The following is a 16,418-nucleotide window of genomic DNA, read 5'->3' on the forward strand; positions in this document are numbered from 1 at the left end:
CGCATGTTCAAATCGTGTCGTCCCGACCATTATCATCAACCGTCGGTTATAACCGGCGGTTTTTGCTATTCTAATCCTTCTTTTTTTTCCATCCTTCCTTCCTAAATGATTATTTCAACTTTTTTAATAATTCTCTTGAACGATTCCTAACGATATTTCGTAATATAGTTGCTTTGCGCAAAGCTCGTTGCGTTATGATATTAAGGAAAGGAGGCGAATACATGTCTGAGCAGCATCGGATAGAGCGAGCAGTCAGAGGAGACATGGATGAACTTGCTGTGCTGCTGCATGATAATTACTCCTTTCTATATAAATATGCCTTGAAATTAACGATGAGCTCTTCGAATGCTGAAGATTTGGTTCAAGACACGATGGTGCGGTGTATGGAGAAGATTCATACGTACAATGGGAGTTCACGATTCTCGTCATGGCTAATTACGATTGCGACACGTCTGTTTTATGACAAGATGCGCCGCAAGAAAGTGGAGAGCAAATGGCGAGAGCAGGAACAAGCTGTACGTCAGCTGCGCTATCAAATGGAATCAAGCAATATGGAGTGGACGGCAGCGCTGGAGCTCCTTGGTGAGTTGTCCTACGAACAGAGGACTCCAATTGTGTTGAAATATTATTATGGATATCAGGTTAATGAAATTGCAGAAATGTTGAACGTTCAGGCAGGTACGATAAAATCACGCATGCACTATGGCTTGGAGAAGCTGCGGAAGGAGTGGAAGCAAGATGAGTGAGAAGCAAGATAACAAGAAAGGACATGTAGATTCTCTACATCAAGTACCGATGTTCAATCATGCTACACATCCGGAACAGGACTCGGCATGGGAGGAGAGACTGCATCCGCACTGGGAACACTTAGATGAATGGAGTGATCGCCATTCTCCGCATCCGAGTGCTGCCCATATCCAGCAGGCATTGCTTCAGGCGAAGAAGAGGAACCGTAGACGGCTGTGGAAAGAACTGCTTGTCTTATGGAGTGCTGCATTGCTGCTAGTTGGCGGCGGGTGCAGTCTCGCGCAAGCGAATTGGTATATTTATGTCTGGATGCAGCTCATTTCTCTGTGTGGGGCGGTTCTTATCTGGGCAATTTGTATCCATCCGAGCAATGGGAGTGAGCAGAATGAATAACGGTCCTGAGAATGTCCCTTGGTGGGTCTGGGTTCTAATTGGAATCATTCTGCTCATTCAAGGAACTTGGTTGTTTCTGGATGCTCGCAGGCGGAATAAGTACCCTTGGTTCTGGGGGATCTGGGGATTCACGGGAACCCCTCTCCCGCTGCTTGTCTATATATGCTTCGTTATTCGGCCGTGGAGAAAATTGAAATGAAGGAACAGACAGATTAATTGTATAACTTCCCCTTTATCTGGGCCACACTATAAGAAAAGCCTCCAAGTAATACAAGTAATGATTCTGGCGGCTTTTTCTTGTGAGCAAAGCAAGATGATTCTGGCATCGTGGAATCAAATGCTCTACTCAAATTAACAAGCAGTTAGAGGGGATTACTTATGGCTCGAGAACACCGTACCGTCTCTAGGTTCTATTTTCGAGTGAAGCAATGGAAGAAGCGTTTGCGGCGCTTCCGCAAGCCGATATGGTCTTTGGCTGCAATTGTGTTGTTCGTGGCGGTAGTTGCCATTGGGATACAGTTGTCTGATCGTGTGCGAAATATGCTGGCGGACTATGATAAGCCATCTTCGATTGAGACCTTCGCCTTATGGAAGGATAATGAGTCTAAGCTTAATGAATCAGCCCAGCTTGTGATCGCGCAGTTGGTTCAGCAGGATGAACAGCGTGAAGTCATTGCTCGCAAGCAATATATATGCGGAAAAAATGATGAAGTGTTGGGTGCAAAGCCAACACGTGACATTATTCAGCTCGTGCTCAACCATCCAGACTGGTCGGTATCCATGGATGCCAACGGACGGGTGATCTTGGAGGAACAGGTTGAAGAGTTGTCCGGAACATGCAAGGATAAGGCGCATATTAGCCTCGACAAGGATGGTAATCTGACGTTGTATGACGGGCCGCCTGAAGGTGGAAAGGTGATACGTACATTTTTCCAATTGGATGTAGAGTCCATGGAGAGTTCGCTCCCTCCGAAGGTGATGAAGCAGTTATTTCAAGGGATCCGCATTACAGATGTCGATGCTTATCATAGTGTGCTGTCTACGTTTAGCGATTATGCGATCGAAGAGACGAAGAAAGTCATGAAACCAACCCACCCGAATGAACGTATTACAAAATAGAGGCAATAACGAGTAGGACGCCGTAACCGACGTCCTTCTTTTTTTGTAAAAACATCGGGTTTGGGACATGAAATGTAACATAAAGAAAAATGGTATGGATTGCCCTTAGCCACCTACAAAAAAAATGTCGGTTTGCGGTCATAATAATTGTACAGCGGAAAGGGGAATGCCAATGGAACTTATTCTCATGTTGCTCATCATTTTGGCTTCGACAAAGATCGCAGGTGATCTCACTGTACGATTGGGTCAACCAGCCGTGCTTGGTAAACTCATTGTGGGGATAATTATCGGACCAGCTGTGCTCGGATGGGTTTCAGATGGTGAACTAATTAAGGAAATGGCGGAAGTTGGCGTCATTTTGCTTATGTTCATTGCTGGTCTGGAGACAGATTTGGATGAATTGAAGAAGAATTGGAAGGCGGCGTTCGCTGTAGCAGTCGGCGGGGTCATTCTTCCGTTTATCGGTGGATATAGTGGTGGTCTGTTGTTCGGATTAGATTCGACCCAATCCATGTTTGTAGGCTTGCTGCTCTGCGCTACATCGGTAAGTATTTCGGTACAGACACTGAAGGATCTAGGACAGCTTAGCACTAGGGAAGGTACGACCATTCTTGGTGCAGCCGTCGTGGATGACATCCTTGTTGTCATACTTCTTGCCTTCATGCTCAGCTTGCTTGGTGCAGGCGGTGGCGCTTCAATCGGACTTATTATCGGGAAGAAAGTTATTTTCTTCGTCGTAGCTATACTTGCAGGGATTTATGTAGTGCCTCGAGTGATGAAGTGGCTTGCACCGCTTCGCGTTACCGAAGCCGTTATTAGTGCGGCGCTTATTATTTGTTTTGCCTTTTCTTACTTTGCAGACTATTTGGGCGTTGCAGGCATTATCGGTGCATTCGCTGCCGGGATTGCCATCTCGCAGACGAAGTTCAAGCATGAGGTAGAACATCGCCTTGAGCCAATTGCTTACGGTATCTTCGTACCAATCTTCTTCGTAAGTGTTGGGATTAATGTCAACTTCGAAGGCCTCGGGGAGTATGTATGGTTTATTGTACTGTTTACCGTTATTGCAATTGTAACGAAGCTGTTCGGCTGTGGATTGGGAGCTCGACTGACTGGATTTGATCGCAAGAGTGCGATCGGGATCGGCTCCGGGATGGTATCCCGCGGTGAGGTTGCACTTATTATTGCAACGACGGGTCTTGAAGGCGCCTTGTTCGATAAAGTGTATTTCACACCATTCGTTATTGTCATCATTATGACGACATTGGTGACGCCTCCGATGTTGAAGATAGCATTCCGTCATTCTACAACTGAGACAGCGGCAAATCAAGTATCAGCTGGGAAGTAATCGGCCGTAATTAGGCTGTTTTCCCTGCAAACATCATAGGAATGACTCATTCTCTTCTTCACGATCTATGTTATAATGGAGTGAACACATATGTTCGCTTACTGGTACATGGATGCGGTGAGGGAGAGATTTTTTTTGCGTATTTTGGGGATTGACCCAGGGATTGCGATTGCAGGATTTGGGTTTGTAGATAAACAAGGAAGTCGGATTGTACCTGTACAATATGGCTGTATTCAGACAGAACCTTCGACAGCGCCGGAGATGCGGCTGCTGCAGGTGTATGAAGCTACGGAGCAGCTGCTAGACAAGTATAAACCAGATTCTATGGGGATAGAGAAATTGTTCTTCAATCGAAATGTCACGAATGCGTTTGCTGTTGGACAAGCACGCGGTGTTATCATTCTAGCAGCTGCCAAGCGCGGCATACCGATTGCAGAATATACGCCCATGCAGGTGAAGCAGGCTGTTGTTGGTTATGGGAAGGCAGAGAAGAAGCAGGTTCAAGAGATGGTGAAGCTGTTCTTGAAGCTGAAGGAGATACCGAAGCCCGATGATGTTGCTGATGCTCTTGCGGTGGCGATATGCCATGCGCATTCGAGTGGGCTTAATGACAAATTGAATGGAGTATGGCGATCATGATCGATTTTTTGCGTGGACAGGTTGCTCATTTAGAAACCGAATATATCGTCTTGGATGTTCAAGGCGTTGGGTACCGTGTCTTTACCCCGAATCCCTATGCTTTTGCAAAGCAGGAAGGGGCAGTCACCGTATATATTCATTATCATGTGCGTGAGGATGCAACATTGCTCTTTGGATTCAGCTCGCGAGAGGAGCAGAAGCTATTCCGCAGGCTGATCGATGTGAACGGAGTAGGGCCGAAGGTAGCGCTTGGCATTCTAGCAGGCTGTGGCAAGCCGGAAGCAGTTGTAACTGCCATTCAACAAGAGAATATTGTGTTCTTAACGAAGCTGCCGGGTATCGGCAAGAAGACGGCTCAGCGTATCATTCTGGACCTGAAGGATAAGCTGGACGGTATCGGACTGGATATCCATCCGGACGCCTTGTTCATGAATGTCACAGTAGCAGACGATGACAGTGTGGACGGCAATGTATGGTCAGAGGCTAGAGAAGCACTCAAAGCATTGGGATATACAGAGACAGAACTTGATCGTGTATGGAATGACTTGCAACATCGCATTCATGCGGATGAAAGTGTAGATTCTTTAATAAAGAAGGCGCTGCAGGCGTTGTTTAAAGGATAAGAAAGGCGGTTAAGATGGAAGAGCACGAACGCATCATATCAGCCAATTGCATGATGGAAGATCAGGCAGTCGAGTTAAGCCTAAGACCGCGTTATTTGTCCGAGTATATCGGTCAGTCGCAGGTGAAGGATAATTTGAAGGTTTTCATTGAAGCTGCTAAGCTCCGCAAGGAAGCGCTTGACCATGTCCTGCTGTATGGACCTCCTGGTCTTGGAAAGACGACCTTATCTAACATTATTGCCAATGAGCTTGGCGTAAATATTCGTACGACTTCGGGGCCGGCGATTGAGAGACCGGGCGATCTCGCGGCATTGCTAACGAACTTGCAGGAAGGGGATGTCCTCTTCATAGACGAGATTCATAGACTGCATCGGACTGTAGAAGAAGTATTGTATCCGGCTATGGAGGACTTCGCACTCGATATTATTATCGGGAAGGGGCCAAGCGCCAGATCCGTTCGCCTGGATCTGCCGAAGTTCACCTTGATCGGTGCCACAACTAGAGCGGGATTACTCTCGGCTCCGCTTCGTGATCGCTTCGGCGTTGTGAGCCGCTTGGAGTTCTACAATAAGGATGAATTGAGCTATATCGTGTCGCGTGCCGCGGACATATTGGAAGTCCAAATTGTGGGGGAAGCAGCGGATGAGATTGCTGTTCGATCAAGAGGGACGCCGCGGATTGCTAACCGATTATTAAAACGGGTGAGAGATTTTGCGCAAGTACGTGGTGATGGCATCATTACCGCAGCCATTGCGAAGGAATCGCTGCGCCTTATTCAGGTTGATCCACTTGGCCTTGATCAAATTGACCACAAAATGCTGCGCACGATGATTACGAATTTTCGTGGAGGCCCAGTAGGGCTGGATACGATTGCGGCAACGATTGGCGAAGAGAGCCAGACCATCGAGGATGTATACGAGCCGTATTTGCTGCAAATTGGTTTTCTTCAGCGGACACCTCGGGGTAGAATGGTTACCCCTCAAGCCTATACTCATTTAGGATTGCCTATACCGGAACAAAATTAAGTAAAACGCGTACAAATTGGCGTATGCAGAGGAGACGTGACAGAGGAAAGGAATGGGGAAACTTGAATAACAACAGGAACGTTATCCGATCCGTTGCAAGTGTGCTTACGGGGGCTCTGCTGCTATGTGGAGCTCCGTATGCTCTTATACAGCCAGCTAACGTCGCGTATGCGGCAGCAAGTAACGATGCAAGACCTGAGCAAGCTGCTCTTCAGAATCATATCCGAGTGGCTTTGTTCGCTAATTTGAGCAAAGGATCACCTGGGCAAACATCGCTCCTGTCTCTGGCCTCCACAGCATCGCTGCAATTGGAAGCGCGAATTGGTGCGAGTTCCAAAGGCAGCGTTGATGTGGATGGTGGACAAGCTCGCTTTAGTGCGGATGATTATAAAGTGAAATTACTCGAAACCGATGATTTAACTGAGGCGCAATCGGTTATGAAGAAGGCACAGTCTTCAGGGCCAGCATATATTACCCAGATTCCAAGACGTGGAACGACATTCTTCGCTGTCTATGCTGGCAGCTATACTACCAGCAAATCTGCCTCCCAAGCTATGGACAAGATGCGTGGAATGACGGTGAAGGGATATGAACCATCCGTCGTTGGCCCCCATTATGTGCAAGCTGGCACATATGGCTCCCAAGATGAGGCCAAAAATGTACAACAATCCTTGTTGGATGCAGATCTTGATGCTTATGTGGTGACATTGGCAACGGATAGTGGAGTGCGGACAGCGGTCTGGGCAGGACAAGCTGCTTCGGATGCACAGCTTAGTGGGATACAATCTGTAGTCTCATCGAAGGGATATGCGGCGGGCGCTGTACAAGCCCAAGGTGCTGCTGTACATAGCATGGAATCGACTGGCAACGCGCTTACTCCTCATTACCGCGTATACGGCAGTGCGAAGTGGATTGTGAAGCCGAAAACGACGACGACGATTAAGGTAAGCGAACGAAGCGGAAGAGCGTACCGCGGCGTGATGGAGGTTAGTCTATATAAGGACAAGCTGGCGCTGGTTAATGAAGTGCCGCTTGAAGAATATTTGATATCGGTCGTTGGTGGAGAGGTCTATTCCAGCTGGCCGATGGATGCATTGAAAGCGCAGGCAGTAGCCGCTCGTACATTTGCACTGTATCAAGGGGACAAATTCGAGATTGCTAATGTGGTAGATACAACATTAAGCCAAGCCTACTTCGGCGTGGAGAAAGAGCATCCAGACATTAAGAGAGCCGTGGAAGAGACTGCTGGAGAAGTGTTGATGCAGAACGGCAAGCTAATCGAGGCCATTTTCAATTCCAATGCAGGCGGCAAGACGGCTGATCCGATGGAAGTCTGGGGCGGATCTTACGATTACTTCCAAGTTGTCGATAGTCCAGACGATGTCGCAGAGGCAGGTTCCAAATCATGGTATCGCGTATCCTTGCCAGATGGTAAAACAGGATATGTTCGTGAGGATGTAGTGAGTCTATCCGGGCAGACGGCAACCGTTCTTGAAAATAGTACGAATGTACGCCCAACACCGGCTATTCAGACAGACGTTCAGCCCGTAGGGAAGGTCGATAAGGGTACAAAGTTAACTGTGCTTGAAACGATTAAAGAAAATAATGAAATGAATTGGGTACGAGGCCCTTATACAGCGGAGCAGATTACCAGCTGGCTGAAGGATCGGACAGAGACGACATTAAGCGGAACGATTAAGACTCTAGCGGTTACGGAAAGAGGTCCATCTGGACGTGCTGTCAAGATCGAAGCTAATGGCAAGCCTGTCGCGGTTAGTTATCCAGACAACTTCCGTTATGCATTTGGCGGTCTGCCGAGTACTTTGTTCGATATCGTTCCTGGCGGATCAGGTGTGGTGTCTGATGTCCTCAGCAATGGTAGCGGGACAGGCACATCCTCGATTTCTATCGTTGGGGCAGATGGCAAATTGCAATCCGTTAAAGATACCTCACAGCTTCGTGTTGTCAGCGGCAGCAGCAAGACAAGCGGGAAGCTCCCAAGCAGCATGGTAGCTGTGAATGGGAAAGGTACGACAAGCAAAGTGTCGCCTACCAAGGAAGAGCAGAAGCCAGTCGTAGAAGCGACATCGTTCTTGTTTGTTGGCAAAGGTAATGGGCACGGAATCGGAATGTCGCAATGGGGATCCAAGGGATTAGCCGATCAAGGGTATGACTATAAAGCGATTTTGCAATACTATTACAAAAATGTAGAGCTAGTGAAGCGTTAGGACGGTTAGCAGATGAATGTGGACTTATATGATTTTCATTTACCAGAGCATTTGATTGCGCAGACACCGTTGGCAGTACGGACTGCATCTCGATTATTAACATTGAATCGCCAGACTGGTGAAGTGGAGCACCATGCATTCCCTGATATCATGAATTATTTACAGCCAGGTGATTTATTGGTACTGAACGACACTCGGGTTATCCCTGCCCGGTTGTTCGGAGTTAAGGAAGATACGGGCGCTAAGGTGGAAGTTCTCTTGCTCAATCAGGAAGAGAATGATTGCTGGGAAGCGCTCGTGAAGCCAGGGAAGAAAGTCAAGCTGGGAACGGTTGTAGTGTTCGGTGATAAGTTGAAAGCGGAAGTGTTGGAAGAGCGTGAGATGGGGGCGAGATTGCTACGCTTCACATATGAGGGCATTTTCAATGAAATATTGGATGAGCTTGGGCAAATGCCCCTTCCTCCATATATTAAAGAACAACTAGATGATCGTGAACGTTATCAGACCGTGTATGCGAAGCACGAGGGATCTGCTGCTGCACCTACGGCAGGATTGCACTTTACGAAAGAACTCCTAGCGGAAGTGGAAAATAAGGGAGCTCGAATTGCGTATGTTACCCTTCATGTAGGATTGGGCACGTTCCGACCAATGTCTTCTGATACGATTGAAGAGCATGTCATGCATTCGGAATATTATGAAGTGAGTGCAGAGACGGCACGAACAATTAATGAAACGAAAGAGCAAGGCGGCCGTATAGTTGCAGTAGGAACTACATCAGCAAGAACACTAGAAACGGTTGCAGGGAGATTCGTCGGAAAGGCGATTGAGCCGTGTTCGGGCTGGACAGACATTTTTATCTATCCAGGATATGAATTCAAGCTTGTGAACTCGCTACTAACGAACTTTCACCTCCCGAAATCGACATTAGTGATGCTTGTCAGCGCACTGGCTGGCCGTGAACATATTATGGCTGCCTATCAGGAAGCAATTGAGCAGGAATATCGCTTCTTCAGCTTTGGCGACGCCATGTTCATTTATGATAATGCAACGGAAACCTAATACAAGGATGAGATACAATTATGGCAGCAGTTACTTACGAATTAATTAAGACATGCAAGCAGACGGGAGCGCGGCTTGGCAAGGTTCATACCCCGCACGGCTCCTTCGAGACACCAATTTTCATGCCTGTTGGGACATTGGCAACAGTAAAGACGATGAGCCCAGAAGAGTTGAAAGAGATGGAAGCCAAGATTATTTTGAGCAATACGTACCATCTCTTCCTTCGTCCAGGGCATGAAATCATTCGCGAAGCTGGCGGGCTTCATAAGTTTATGAATTGGGATCGCGCGATTTTGACGGATAGCGGCGGGTTCCAGGTATTTAGTCTTAGCGATATGCGTAAGATTGAAGAGGAAGGGGTTCACTTCCGATCCCACTTGAATGGGGACAAGCTCTTCTTGTCTCCAGAGAAAGCGATGGAGATTCAGAACGCGTTAGGCTCTGATATTATGATGGCATTCGATGAATGTCCTCCGTATCCGGCTGAACCTCAATATATCAAGCCATCGCTTGAGCGTACAACTCGTTGGGCAGAACGTTGTTTGAAGAGCCATGCTAGACCACACGATCAAGCGCTATTCGCGATTATCCAAGGTGGCATGTATGAAGACCTTCGCCGCCAGAGTGCGAAGGATTTGACTTCGATGGATTTCCCGGGGTATGCTATTGGAGGACTTAGTGTAGGAGAACCGAAACACTTGATGTACGAGGTGCTGGATTACACAACTCCGTTGCTTCCGGCTAATAAGCCCCGCTATTTGATGGGGGTTGGATCACCGGATGCTTTGATCGAGGGAGCTATGCGTGGGGTGGACATGTTCGACTGCGTACTTCCTACCCGCATCGCCCGCAATGGTACGACTATGACAAGCCAAGGCCGTCTTGTTGTACGGAATGCGAAGTATGCTCGCGACTTCGGGCCGCTTGATCCGAAGTGCGATTGCTACACATGCCGCAACTACTCGCGTGCGTATTTGCGCCATCTCATTAAGGCAGATGAGACATTTGGTCTTCGCTTGACGACTTATCATAACCTGTATTTCCTGGTGAACTTGATGAGTCAAGTACGCGAGGCGATCCGTGAAGATCGACTGCGCGATTTCAGAGACGAATTCTTTGAAGCTTATGGAATGGACCGCAACGAGAGCGGGTTCTAACAGTAGACATGCTGCCTGTTGAATCGTCCACATTTGTGGATGCTTCAGCTCGTTCGGCAGTCTATACATAATTATTTCATTATTTGAAAGGGGGATACATACATGTTGATAGCAGGAGCAGAGGCAGGAGGAACTGGTGGGTTTCTTCAAATGTTGTTGCCGTTCGTCTTGATGTTTGCAGTATTTTACTTCTTGTTAATCCGTCCTCAGCAGAAGAAGCAGAAGCAGCGGAACTCAATGCTTGGTGCATTGAAAAAGGGAGACAAGATCGTAACGATTGGCGGTCTTCATGGCAGCATCATGGAAATTACGGACGACACAGTCGTGTTGCGTGTAAATGACGTTACAAAAATGACATTCGATCGCAGTGCAATTAGTCAAGTTGTATCTGTAGATGAATCTACAAGCGCATCCTAAGTTGATGCCAAGCATAGGAGAAGGGGCTAACCGTTGCATGAGATGCAATGGCCAGCCCCTTCTTTCGTTACATCATGCGCCGTATGCCGAAGGGAGCAGGAGCATGATTAGCTTATGTCGTTGGAATTGGTATAAGACTTGCTGAATGTCTTCTGCCGATCTGGCAGCAAGCTGAGCTTGGGTTGAACACCTGCAAGCTTCAAGCCCACCCATGATGCAACCATAGCAAGTACGGTTCCAGCCAGCATATCCGTTAACCAGTGAATGCCGAGGTAGAAGATCGAGAACACAATAATAATTGCACTTGCTGCTGTAAAGATGGCCCATCTGCGATTGCCAGACTGTGAAGCGAGCAGAGCGACCGTTACGGAGATTGACGTATGCAAGCTTGGGAAGCAATTATCAAGTCCAGAGAGGGCGCGATATTGCTCCTCGAAGTTCGGGAACACCTCCAGCATGCGGAAGCTGACCCCGGCTGGCGCATACGACCATACCTCATTAACTGGGAAAAATAAATAGAATGGGATAGCTACGATGTAGTTAATCATAATGGCATAGCATACAGCGTGCGCCATTCGGATATTCCCGTTTGTTGTATAAATCCCGAGTGAGGCTACGATAAGTGCTTGAAAGACAACAATATAGAAAAAGGAAACAAATTGCGTTAATAGCGGATGATTGAAAATCTGCTGGACACTGTATACGAATTGTCCTTCAAGTTGATGAATATTGGAAGTGAAATCCCAATTAATCTGCAGCACTTTTTCGAGCGTAAGCTCAAAGCCATTGACCATGAGAATAAGCACCATCGCAATGAACGCAATCAGAAAAGAACGCGATGTCCACAATGATCGTAGTAATGCTCCAGCGACAGCTAGCGGCTGTCTGCGTGAACCAAACCAGACAAGTACAATGACGGTTACGATGGTCCACAGCGTGACAGTCTGCATGGATTGAAATAGAACCACGAGAATCCCCCTAATGTTATGTCACATTGCCGTTTTGTAAACTCCAATAGTATAACACAATTGGGTGGGGATTACATGATGCGATCATTCCGGCCATTTGAGAGCAAGGCTTTCCTCCTTTACTGGCTGGACTTGCTCATATTTACACCGATAATACCCCCAATTGCGCTGACAGCGAACGCTGCTACTGTTTGGACGAGTTTTTGAACGCTTACCCCTGCATCCATTGCAAGAAAACCAATCAGCATGACGAGCAGCACATAGAAGATTCCTGTCATTCCTCCATAGTACCAGCCCTTTTTGCCGCTTCTTCTGCCAGAAGTCCATCCACCGATAAAAAGAGCGATACAATGGATAATATAAATATAGCCTTTCATTTCGTCTTCACTAGTTGAGCTTGAATATAGCAAGACTGACAAGGCGAGTGCACCGAGAGCCATCCAAACGAAGGCGTAGACGATTCCCGCCACTAGCGGGTGGCCTAATTTCCAGCGCGTTACATTCTGAATCGCATTCATCTTACACGCTCCTCCCATCATTTCTATGATTAGTATTCATCGTATGGGCAAGCTATCCAATTTAGTACAAGGCATAGACGAAAAAAAAAGACAGCGTTATAATGTGTGAACAAAAGGTCAGTATAGAAGAAAGTTGCAAACAGAGCCTTATAAGGTAGAGAGGGATGGAGTCTTGTGGGACATACTGTAGCAAATTGGCAAGTGACCGCGGCGGTCATTGTGTTTTTAATCACGTATGCCATCATTATTTCGGAGAAGATTAACCGAGCTGTTATTGCGCTTTTAGGCGCAGTTGTGATGCTCGTCCTCCAAATTGTAGATGTCCATACGGCATTTACAACCCATATCGAGTGGAATACGCTGTTCCTGCTCGTTGGAATGATGATTCTGGTGGGGATTACGAACAAGAGCGGGATCTTCTCATACGCTGCTGTCAAGGCAGCACAGCGGGCTAAGGGACATCCGAAGCGCATCATGCTCATTTTGTTCCTGCTCACAGCAGTAGGATCCGCATTTCTGGATAATGTAACGACGGTGCTGCTCATGGTGCCGATTACGTTTTCCATTACACGTATGCTGAAAATTAACCCAGTACCATTTCTAATCGCGGAGGTTATTGCTTCGAATGTAGGGGGAACAGCAACCCTAATAGGCGATCCACCGAATATTATGATTGGATCTGCCAATAAGCATTTGACTTTCAACATGTTCTTGACGCACCTGGCTCCGATTGTGTTTATCATCGCAATTATCATTATCGGATGTTTGTTGTTCATTTACCGCAAACAGCTGCAGGTGTCGGACGAGCAGCGGCAAGCATTGATGGAGCTGTCGGCAGCTTCGTACATTACAGACGCTAAGCTTGTGAAGAAGTCTCTTACTGTGCTTATTTTTACGATTCTTGGTTTCGCACTCCATTCAGTCATTCACGTTGAGGCTGCTGTTGTTGCAATGGCAGGCGCAACAATCTTGATGCTTATTGGTTTGAAAAGTGAGGTGGAGCTTGAGGAGGCACTCCATCAAGTCGAGTGGGTTACGATCCTATTTTTTATCGGATTGTTCATTCTTGTTGGCGGTTTGATCGAAGTAGGTGTCATCAACCGTCTTGCAGAACTTACGCTCGGACTTACAAACGGGGATATGACCAAGACTTCGATGCTCGTCTTGTGGGTATCCGGTATTGCATCGGCTACGATTGACAACATCCCGTTCGTCGCGACAATGATTCCTCTCTTGCAGGATATCGGGACACAGATGGGGATTACAGACCCGAACCAATTGAATCCACTCTGGTGGTCACTTGCGCTTGGTGCATGTCTTGGCGGGAACGGAACGCTGATAGGTGCATCTGCTAACGTCATTGTGGCGGGTATGGCCCAGCGTGAGGGTCATGGTTTTGGCTATATGGACTTTTTGAAAATAGGTGCGCCGATTACGATTATCTCGCTTTTGATTTCAACAGGATACATTTTGCTGTTCATCCTATAATTACAATCGTCCATTTGTAAGATACAGGATGGGAACAATTCAATAATAATGAAGCAGTATGCTTCACGATCACGACGGTCAGAATACCAATGAAAGCGGCTATCGCAATCCGACAATCGGCAGCGAGGGAGGCGTAACATATGGGACTTTGGACCGTCGTTTTTCGTACAGTGTTGATGTATTTTGCAGTATTTATTGTTCTTCGTGTAATGGGCAAGCGTGAAATCGGTAAGCTGTCAGTTTTTGACCTTGTCATCTCGATCATGATTGCAGATATTGCAGTCATGACGATTGACGATTCAGAGCGTCCCATCCTTGTGGAATTTGCCCCAATTATTGTACTGCTCGTCATCCAGGTTACGCTTGCATTCGTAACGTTAAAGAGCCCGAAAATGCGCGAGGTATTTGACGGGACTCCAAGCATTATTATTGCCAATGGAGTGCTGCAGCAGGACGTTATGAAGAAGCAGCGATATAATCTGGATGATTTAATGCTGCAACTGCGGGGACAAGGAATCGACAACGTCAATGATGTTACCTACGCCATTTTAGAATCAACAGGGGAATTGTCCGTATTTAAGGTAAGTGAGGAAAAGCCAAATCAGAACTCATCGAGCTCAAATGCAAGCAAGCAGGAAGGGCAGAAGGAAAGCAAGTCCAAACCATCCAATACTCAGCCCGCCCTGCCGGAAGCACACCAATATCAATTCGCATCCCTTCCCTTGCCGCTCATTATGGAGGGGAAGGTGCAGGATCAGAATTTGCTAAGCATCGAAAAGACACGGTTCTGGTTAAAAAATCAAATTCAACAAAAAGGTGTCCATGATTTTAAGCAAGTGTTCTTCTGTTCCATTGACCATAAGGGCCATATTTACGTAGATAGCAACCCGAGCAAGCTCAAGCGCTGATATTATTTTGGATCAGGCTTCGCATGAAAGAAGCGCCGAAAGAAAGGAAAGCGAGAAAGATCACTGCGATCGATTAATTTCATCATAATAAGAAGCAGAATATAGACAACAATCCCAACAATACAAGAAATAATGAATCGAAGTACAAGATGCTCGTCCGTAGAACCCGGAAAATGAATATATGTCGCTTGTATGCATCCGGCCGTAATGATCATTGCGGCTCCAACTTTGATGAAATCAAGCCAAGGAAGCTTAAGGCCAACATGGCGAACGACGCTGTATGCGTGCATGGTTGTTACGACAACGATGTTCACATTGATGGCAATAACCGCGCCGGTAATGCCTAATTTCGGATCGGCCGCGAGCCATAAAATCAACCCAATTTTAAGAAATGCTCCTATGAATGTATTGACGAGAGCTGTTCCCGGACGTTCTAACGCTTGGAGAGCAGCTTGGAGCGGGGCTTGCAGGTAAATAAAAATAGCGACAGGCGCCATCCATTTCAACATTGGAGCAACGGTTACATCGTTGTATAGCAGAGAACATAAGGGAACAGCCAGTACGAACATAACAACGGCAAAAGGTGCTCCGCTTACGAGCGCAAGCCGGAGAGCCTGATGAATGCGCTTCTGAATGGTGGTCGTATCTCTGCGGCCAAGTGCTTCGGACAGGGCAGGGACGAGTGAGACCGCAAGAGAGTAAGTAAGTGCTCCTGGCAAGGTGAGAATGGGGATAATCATGCCTTGAAGTGCTCCGTATTGCGCCGTTGCGACTGCGGTAATGATACCGGCTGCTGCAAGACTGCGTGCGATTGTGATGGACTCTAATAAATAGGACAGAGATCCAACCAGTTTGCCTCCTGTAACAGGGATCGCGATTTGCAGCAGTCTTCGCAAGACATTGCCCTGAACTGGGAAAGAGGTTGCGCCCGTTGGCTCTTGTCCACCTTTAATTGGCTGCTGCACTGCATTGAACTGTTGAGCGCTGCTCTGAGAGTGACGTTTTCGAGCCGTGTAATACATCCAAGCAAGTACGGCAAATCCTCCGATCTCCCCAACCACTACACCTGCCATGGCGCCAGCGGCCGCCCATTCCAAGCCGTAAGGCAAGCCCATATATGCAAATAAAATGACGGTAAAGATCCGTATTATGGTCTCAGTAACTTGAGACATCGCGGTTGGTATCATGTTCTGCATGCCCTGGAAATACCCTCGAAGCACGGATGAGGCAGCAATCACGATAATGATAGGGGTCATCACCATGAACGTATAATATACTCTGCTGTCCGTTAGAACGTGCGTCGTTATCCATGGTGCAAGAACAAGCAAGGCAACTGAAAATAATAGGGATGCCCCAATCGTTATTTTGAGTGACAATGACAATATCCGTTTTACTCGTTGTTGATCGCCGGTAGCATCTGCCTCTGCGATAAGCTTGGCCACTGCTAGTGGAATCCCACCCGTTATTAACGTAATGATCACGATGAGGAAGGGGTAACCCAGCTGATAAATGCCTACGCCCTCTGCTCCAATGATGCGCGGCAGCATAATGCGTGGGATGAATCCAAGGATGCGGTTCACGATGCCGGCTGCCAATAAAATAAGTGTTCCTTGAATAAATGTTTGTTTTTGTAAGGTATTTTTTGACAATAGCATCCCTCTTCTCGCGCAAACTTCAGCACACGTAATTGCTGCCCAATATCATTCATATGCGGTTGTCCACAAACCATACCGAATGTGTTGAGGAGATTTTTCAGCCTAGCGCTTGCGTATTAGCAGGAA

At 47.2% G+C, this 16,418-nt stretch carries 17 protein-coding genes; 14 read left to right on the top strand and 3 right to left on the bottom strand.

Annotated elements, in window-relative coordinates:
- The first annotated feature begins 221 nt into the window (after positions 1-221).
- The 12 genes from sigY to yajC all read left to right on the top strand — a co-directional run bounded on the left by sigY (position 222) and on the right by yajC (position 10,755).
- Positions 222-746, top strand: coding sequence for an RNA polymerase sigma factor SigY (gene sigY / locus BBG47_RS13800; protein WP_065292174.1), 525 nt, complete (start codon positions 222-224; stop codon positions 744-746).
- Positions 739-1,140, top strand: a complete 402-nt coding sequence (locus tag BBG47_RS13805; protein WP_065292175.1) for a YxlC family protein — start codon at positions 739-741, stop codon at positions 1,138-1,140. The genes sigY and BBG47_RS13805 overlap by 8 nt, the downstream gene beginning before the upstream one ends.
- The gene (locus BBG47_RS13810) at positions 1,133-1,339 is read left to right on the top strand and encodes a sigmaY antisigma factor component (protein WP_065292176.1); all 207 of its coding nucleotides are present in this window, start codon (positions 1,133-1,135) and stop codon (positions 1,337-1,339) included. Before BBG47_RS13805 ends, BBG47_RS13810 begins: the two co-directional genes overlap by 8 nt.
- 179 nt (positions 1,340-1,518) lie before the next feature.
- Positions 1,519-2,259, top strand: coding sequence for a BofC C-terminal domain-containing protein (locus BBG47_RS13815; protein ID WP_065292177.1), 741 nt, complete (start codon positions 1,519-1,521; stop codon positions 2,257-2,259).
- A 172-nt stretch (positions 2,260-2,431) separates the two neighbouring features.
- Positions 2,432-3,607, top strand: coding sequence for a cation:proton antiporter (locus BBG47_RS13820; RefSeq protein ID WP_065292178.1), 1,176 nt, complete (start codon positions 2,432-2,434; stop codon positions 3,605-3,607).
- A gap of 135 nt (positions 3,608-3,742) precedes the next feature.
- The gene (gene ruvC / locus BBG47_RS13825) at positions 3,743-4,246 is read left to right on the top strand and encodes a crossover junction endodeoxyribonuclease RuvC (protein ID WP_036592604.1); all 504 of its coding nucleotides are present in this window, start codon (positions 3,743-3,745) and stop codon (positions 4,244-4,246) included.
- Complete coding sequence (gene ruvA / locus BBG47_RS13830) at positions 4,243-4,869, top strand: Holliday junction branch migration protein RuvA (RefSeq protein WP_065292179.1); 627 nt, start codon at positions 4,243-4,245, stop codon at positions 4,867-4,869. The genes ruvC and ruvA overlap by 4 nt, the downstream gene beginning before the upstream one ends.
- Positions 4,870-4,883: 14 nt before the next feature.
- Positions 4,884-5,894, top strand: coding sequence for a Holliday junction branch migration DNA helicase RuvB (ruvB, locus tag BBG47_RS13835; RefSeq protein ID WP_021257037.1), 1,011 nt, complete (start codon positions 4,884-4,886; stop codon positions 5,892-5,894).
- A 62-nt stretch (positions 5,895-5,956) separates the two neighbouring features.
- On the top strand, positions 5,957-8,122 hold the full coding sequence (locus BBG47_RS13840; RefSeq protein ID WP_065292180.1) for a SpoIID/LytB domain-containing protein: 2,166 nt from the start codon (positions 5,957-5,959) through the stop codon (positions 8,120-8,122).
- 12 nt (positions 8,123-8,134) lie between these two features.
- Complete coding sequence (gene queA / locus BBG47_RS13845; RefSeq protein ID WP_065292181.1) at positions 8,135-9,181, top strand: tRNA preQ1(34) S-adenosylmethionine ribosyltransferase-isomerase QueA; 1,047 nt, start codon at positions 8,135-8,137, stop codon at positions 9,179-9,181.
- 20 nt (positions 9,182-9,201) lie between these two features.
- The gene (tgt, locus tag BBG47_RS13850; protein ID WP_065292182.1) at positions 9,202-10,338 is read left to right on the top strand and encodes a tRNA guanosine(34) transglycosylase Tgt; all 1,137 of its coding nucleotides are present in this window, start codon (positions 9,202-9,204) and stop codon (positions 10,336-10,338) included.
- A 102-nt stretch (positions 10,339-10,440) separates the two neighbouring features.
- A complete protein-coding gene (gene yajC, locus BBG47_RS13855; protein WP_021258750.1) occupies positions 10,441-10,755 on the top strand; it encodes a preprotein translocase subunit YajC in 315 nt (104 codons plus the stop codon).
- 107 nt (positions 10,756-10,862) lie between these two features.
- On the opposite strand, the gene BBG47_RS13860 is transcribed toward yajC, so the two are convergent.
- Positions 10,863-11,723, bottom strand: coding sequence for a phosphatase PAP2 family protein (locus BBG47_RS13860; protein ID WP_083189293.1), 861 nt, complete (start codon positions 11,721-11,723; stop codon positions 10,863-10,865).
- 119 nt (positions 11,724-11,842) lie between these two features.
- Complete coding sequence (locus BBG47_RS13865) at positions 11,843-12,241, bottom strand: TIGR04086 family membrane protein (RefSeq protein WP_065292183.1); 399 nt, start codon at positions 12,239-12,241, stop codon at positions 11,843-11,845.
- Positions 12,242-12,415: 174 nt separating this feature from the next.
- Between BBG47_RS13865 and BBG47_RS13870 the strand changes: the two genes are divergently transcribed.
- Together BBG47_RS13870 and BBG47_RS13875 are read left to right on the top strand one after the other, a co-directional pair.
- Entirely contained in the window at positions 12,416-13,729 is a 1,314-nt protein-coding gene (locus BBG47_RS13870; RefSeq protein ID WP_065292184.1) for an ArsB/NhaD family transporter, read from the top strand.
- A 140-nt stretch (positions 13,730-13,869) separates the two neighbouring features.
- The gene (locus BBG47_RS13875; RefSeq protein ID WP_065292185.1) at positions 13,870-14,637 is read left to right on the top strand and encodes a YetF domain-containing protein; all 768 of its coding nucleotides are present in this window, start codon (positions 13,870-13,872) and stop codon (positions 14,635-14,637) included.
- Between the two features lie 2 nt (positions 14,638-14,639).
- Here BBG47_RS13875 and spoVB read toward each other — a convergent pair whose 3' ends face one another.
- Positions 14,640-16,286 (bottom strand): stage V sporulation protein B, encoded by a 1,647-nt coding sequence (spoVB, locus tag BBG47_RS13880; protein WP_254659822.1) that lies wholly within the window; start codon positions 16,284-16,286, stop codon positions 14,640-14,642.
- Positions 16,287-16,418: the final 132 nt, after the last annotated feature.

The organism is Paenibacillus sp. KS1 (assembly GCF_001680695.1).
In the GTDB taxonomy this organism is placed as follows: Bacteria; Bacillota; Bacilli; order Paenibacillales; family Paenibacillaceae; genus Paenibacillus_B; species Paenibacillus_B suaedae.